General features: G+C 64.3%; 5 protein-coding genes. 2 read left to right on the forward strand and 3 right to left on the reverse strand.

What is annotated here, in order from left to right; all coding sequences use genetic code 11:
• From PF446_RS05165 to PF446_RS05175, 3 genes are all read right to left on the reverse strand, one after another.
• Positions 1 to 1,361: efflux RND transporter permease subunit (locus tag PF446_RS05165; RefSeq protein WP_298070179.1), on the reverse strand; the 1,361-nt coding region annotated here is incomplete at its 3' end.
• Entirely contained in the window at positions 1,358 to 2,446 is a 1,089-nt protein-coding gene (locus tag PF446_RS05170; RefSeq protein ID WP_298070180.1) for an efflux RND transporter periplasmic adaptor subunit, read from the reverse strand. The genes PF446_RS05170 and PF446_RS05165, both read right to left, overlap by 4 nt.
• A 118-nt stretch (positions 2,447 to 2,564) precedes the next feature.
• Complete coding sequence (locus tag PF446_RS05175) at positions 2,565 to 2,774, reverse strand: DUF2892 domain-containing protein (RefSeq protein ID WP_298070181.1); 210 nt, start codon at positions 2,772 to 2,774, stop codon at positions 2,565 to 2,567.
• A 352-nt stretch (positions 2,775 to 3,126) separates the two neighbouring features.
• Between PF446_RS05175 and PF446_RS05180 the strand changes: the two genes are divergently transcribed.
• Positions 3,127 to 3,426, forward strand: coding sequence for a metalloregulator ArsR/SmtB family transcription factor (locus PF446_RS05180; RefSeq protein ID WP_298070183.1), 300 nt, complete (start codon positions 3,127 to 3,129; stop codon positions 3,424 to 3,426).
• Positions 3,427 to 3,613: 187 nt separating this feature from the next.
• Entirely contained in the window at positions 3,614 to 4,627 is a 1,014-nt protein-coding gene (gap, locus tag PF446_RS05185; protein ID WP_298070182.1) for a type I glyceraldehyde-3-phosphate dehydrogenase, read from the forward strand.
• Positions 4,628 to 4,649 lie beyond the last annotated feature (22 nt).

Raw genomic sequence — 4,649 nt, forward strand, 5'->3', positions numbered from 1 at the left:
CCACCAACTTCCGAGACGGCTTCGGGGATGGCCTGGCGCAGGCTGCGTCCGCCCAGCGCCATATGCCGGTGGATGTTCTCCACCACCACGATGGCATCGTCGACCAGGATGCCGATGGAGAAGATCAGCGCGAACAGCGACACGCGATTGATGGTGAAGCCCATCGCCCAGGAGGCGAACAGGGTCAGCATGAGGGTGATGATCACCGCCGTGCCCACCACGAGGCCCTCGCGCCAGCCCAGCGCGAACACCACCAGAAGCACGACCGACAGAGTGGCGAGCAGCAGGTGCAGCAGCAGGCCGTCGGCCTTCTCCGTGGCGGTCTTGCCGTAGTCGCGAGTCACTGTGACATGCACGTCGCTGGGAATGACATCGCCGCGCAGGGCCTTGAGCTTCGCCCTTATGGCGTCGGTGATATCGGCAGCATTGCTGCCGGACTTCTTGGCCACGGCGATGGTCACCGCCGGCGCGGTGCCCATCGATGGCCCCCCCTTGCCCGGCGGCGTGCCGAACCACACGTACTTGGCAGGCAGGTCGGCGCCGCGATGGATCTTCGCCACATCGGACAGGAACACCGGGTGGCCGTGGTTCAGGCCAATGACCAGTTGCCGGATCTGGTGCGCGTCGGCCAGGAACGTGCCTGCGGTGACCGGGATCGTGCGATCATCGCCGACCCGGTTGCCGGCCTGTGACACCACGTTGGCGGCTTTCAGTGCCTTCACCAGATCACCCATGGAAAGGCCATAGGCGGCCAGCCTGGCCGGCTCCAGCTGCACCACCACGGCACGATCCGGCGCACCGATGGTGTAAACGTCGCGCGTGCCGGGGATCCGTTTCAGCACGGTCTCCAGCGAATGCGCCACCTCGGCCAGCTGGGTCGGGGTGCGCTGCGGGTTGTTGCTCCACAGGGTCAGTCCCATCACCGGCACGTCGTCGATGCCCATGGGCCGTATCAGCGGCTGCCCCACGCCCAGGCCCGACGGCACGAAGTCGCGGTTCTGGTAGACCTGGTTGTACAGGCGCACGATCGCGGTCCGACGCGGCACGCCCACCTTGAACTCGACCGTGATCATCGACAGGCCCGGCCGGCTGACCGAATAGACATGCTTGATCCCCTGCATCTCGGAGAGTTTCTTCTCCAGCGGATAGGTGACCAGGTTCTCCACGTCGTGCACGTCGGCGCCCGGAAACGGCACCATCACGTTGGCCATGGTGACGTCGATCTGCGGCTCTTCCTCGCGCGGCGTGATCATGATTGCGGTCAGACCCAGCAGCAGTGCCGCCATCGCCAGGATCGGAGTCAGTGGCGAAGACTGGAAGGCGCGCGCGATGCGACCGGAAAATCCCAGACGCGAGCTCATGTCTGCGACTCTGCGTGCTGACTGGAAAGGTAGCGCGCGGCGGCCGCCGGATCGGTGGCGATCATGTCACCGTCACGCAGGCCCGACAGCACCTCGACACGTTTGCCGAAGCGCTCCCCGGTCCGCACTTGGCGCAGTGATACATCGTGGCCCTCGATCACGTAGACACCGCTGACCTCGCCCTGATGCCAGATGGCGCTTTCCGGCACCAGCAGACGACGGGCCGTGCCCACGGCAAAGGCGGCCTTGACCGTCATCCCCGGGAACAGGTCCGGATGGGAACCGTCCAGGAGCAGACGCACGTCGAACGTGTGCGTCTTCGGGTCGGCGTACGGATACACGATCACCCTGGCGACATCCATGCGTGCGCCGCGACCGTCCTCCGGAAGGATCTGTGCCTGGTGGTACTTGCGGATGGCAGCGATGGCGCTCTGCGGCACCTGCACCTTCACGCGCAGGTCCTTGAGCGACTCGATCGCAATCAATGCCTGCGGCGAGGGCGGTCCGGCCTGCACGGCCTCGCCGACCTGCACGAAGCGTTGGGTGACGATGCCGTCGTAGGGCGCCCGTACCACGGTGTAATCCAACTGCTGCCCGACCTGCCGTGACTGCGCCTGCGCCGCGCGCAACGCGGCCTGCGCGGCATCACGCGCGCTGCGTGCCTGGTCCAGGTCGGACGTGGACACCAGCCGCTGGGCATAGATCGAGGCGATGCGCTTGTAGTGGGCCTCGGCATTGACGTAGGCGGCCCGCGCGGATGCGATCTGCGCCTGCGCGGCCGAGTGCGCGGACTTTTGCTCGACATCGGTGAAGCGCACCAGCACGTCCCCTGCCTTGACCCTGTCACCGACGTCGTAGGGCAGTTCCTTCACGCGCGCATTGGTCTGCGCGGTCAGGGTCACCTGATGCACAGCATCGACCACGCCGTCCCAGACCTGCTCGCGATGGGCCTGCTCGACGTGCAAGATCTGGGTGGCCAGCGGTGGCGGTCGGGAAACGGGCTTTGGATTTTCGGGCGACTTGCCGCAAGCGGCCAGCAAAGGCAGCGCGAGCAGCCACAACCCCATGAGATAACGTCGATTCATGCCGAAACGGCCTTTGTTTCTCGTGAACGGGGCGATACCGCCGGCGCTTGCCGGGACTTTCAGCGGCAGGCGCCGGGGCCGGACCCCGGAAAGAAAACGGATCCCCAGCGGGGACGCGTCACAGGTTCGTGAATGCGGATCCCGGCTTCATGCCCATCCAGTTCAGGATGCGCGCCAGCGGACAGAAACCGGTAAACGCCGTCTGCAGTTGGTTGGCACCGACGAACGCGGTCAGCAATAGCCACCACGGCGAGACATACAGGGCCAGAACGATGCTGACCAGAATGACGCTGCCGGCAAAGGCGAATACAAAACGCGTGATGTTCATGATGCAACGCTCCGATGGATGGTGAAATCAGGTTCCGGCTCGTCCGGGGCCTGCCGCAGGATGCCCAGTACCTTGTGTACAAACTTCAGCAGTCAGACCCCGTTCCTGGCCTCGCGCCCCGTGCGCATGACGCGTTTGTCGAACCCAGCCCGGACCCGCCTGAGGTCGATCAAATCAGTCTGCGCCGGCCCGGCGCGATCACCATTGACGAGGATCAACCGGCTATGGTTTCGTATAGTCTAAATTAGTTATTGCTTAATTAGCAAGCATGATAGTATCAGCACCGAACGTCATGCAAGCCTTTGCAGAGGATTTGTCCGTGGCCCTACCTGCCGATCTCGACCTCACCGCCATGCAGCATCGCGCCGACGAGGCCGCCCGCCTGCTGAAGACGCTGGGCAATCCCCAGCGCCTGCGCCTTTTGTGCATGCTGGTGGGCGGCGAGCAATCGGTCGGCCAGCTGAATGAACAACTGCCGGAACTCAGCCAGTCGGCCCTTTCCCAGCACCTGGCCAGGCTGCGCGAGGAAGCACTCGTGGCCACACGACGCGAATCGCAGACGATCTGGTATGCGCTCAGGCCGGGGCCGGCCCAGCAGCTGATCGGCGCGCTGTACGGCATTTACTGCGCCCCCGGGAGCGACCCTTCGTAAAGCAGCAACTGGCGCGATAGCCGGCGGACGAGTCGGTACACGCGTGCCGATGAACGCCTTCGTGCCCCGAAGGCACCCTGACCCCGAACCTCCAGGATGAGTGCGGGCAATGATCGCGTTACTATGTGGGATCGGCTCGCCGGTTTGGTGCGCCTTTGTCCGTCAACGCATTTGAGGAGTCTGCTCCATGGCCATCAAGGTTGCCATCAACGGGTACGGTCGCATCGGCCGCAATGTTCTGCGTGCGCTCTACGAGTCCGGCCGCAACAACGACATCCGCATCGTCGCGGTCAACGACCTCGGCGATGCCGAAACCAACGCCCATCTGACCCAGTACGATACCGCGCATGGCAAGTTTCCCGGCGAAGTGAGCGTCGAGGGCGGCGACCTGGTCGTCAACGGCGACCGCATCAAGGTCTGCGCCGAACGCGATCCCTCGAAGCTTCCCTGGAGTGATCTCGGGGTGGATGTGGTGCTGGAGTGCACCGGGCTGTTCCGCAGCAAGGCCAAGGCTGGTGCACATCTCCAGGCCGGCGCGAAGAAGGTGATCATCTCGGCGCCTGGCGACAAGGATATCGACGGCACCTTCGTCTACGGGGTCAACCACGACCAGCTCACCGCCGCACACCAGGTGATTTCCAACGCCAGCTGCACCACCAACTGCCTGGCGCCGCTAGCCAAGGTGCTGCATGACGGCATCGGCATCGTGCATGGTCTGATGACCACCATTCATGCCTATACCAACGATCAGGTCCTGACCGACGTGTTCCACAGCGACCTGCGCCGCGCCCGTTCGGCCACCATGAGCCAGATTCCGACCAAGACCGGCGCCGCCGCCGCGGTCGGCCTTGTGCTGCCCGAGCTCAACGGCAAGCTCGATGGCTTTGCCATGCGCGTTCCGACCATCAACGTATCGGTGGTCGACCTGTGTTTCGTCGCCGCACGCGAAACCAGCGTCGAGGAGATCGACCAACTGGTGCGTACTGCCTCGGATGGCGCGCTCAAGGGCATCCTGGATATCAACACCAAGCCGCTGGTATCGGTCGACTTCAACCACAACCCGGCCTCCAGCACCTACGACGCCACCCAGACGCGCGTGATGGGCGGCACCATGGTCAAGGTGCTGTCCTGGTACGACAATGAATGGGGTTTCTCCAACCGCATGCTGGACATGACCGCGGCACTGGTCGCAGCCGGCTGAGTCCAGGATTTGCGCCGATATC

It is taken from the genome of Oleiagrimonas sp. (genome assembly GCF_027858935.1).
In the GTDB taxonomy this organism is placed as follows: Bacteria; Pseudomonadota; Gammaproteobacteria; order Xanthomonadales; family Rhodanobacteraceae; genus Oleiagrimonas.

What these genes read in the sequence shown, in the direction of transcription:
- PF446_RS05180 (WP_298070183.1), top strand. Translation starts at nt 3,127, where the DNA reads ATGCAGCATCGCGCCGACGAGGCCGCCCGCCTGCTGAAGACGCTGGGC.
- PF446_RS05175 (WP_298070181.1), bottom strand. Translation starts at nt 2,774, where the DNA reads ATGAACATCACGCGTTTTGTATTCGCCTTTGCCGGCAGCGTCATTCTG.
- PF446_RS05170 (WP_298070180.1), bottom strand. Translation starts at nt 2,446, where the DNA reads ATGAATCGACGTTATCTCATGGGGTTGTGGCTGCTCGCGCTGCCTTTG.
- gap (WP_298070182.1), top strand. Translation starts at nt 3,614, where the DNA reads ATGGCCATCAAGGTTGCCATCAACGGGTACGGTCGCATCGGCCGCAAT.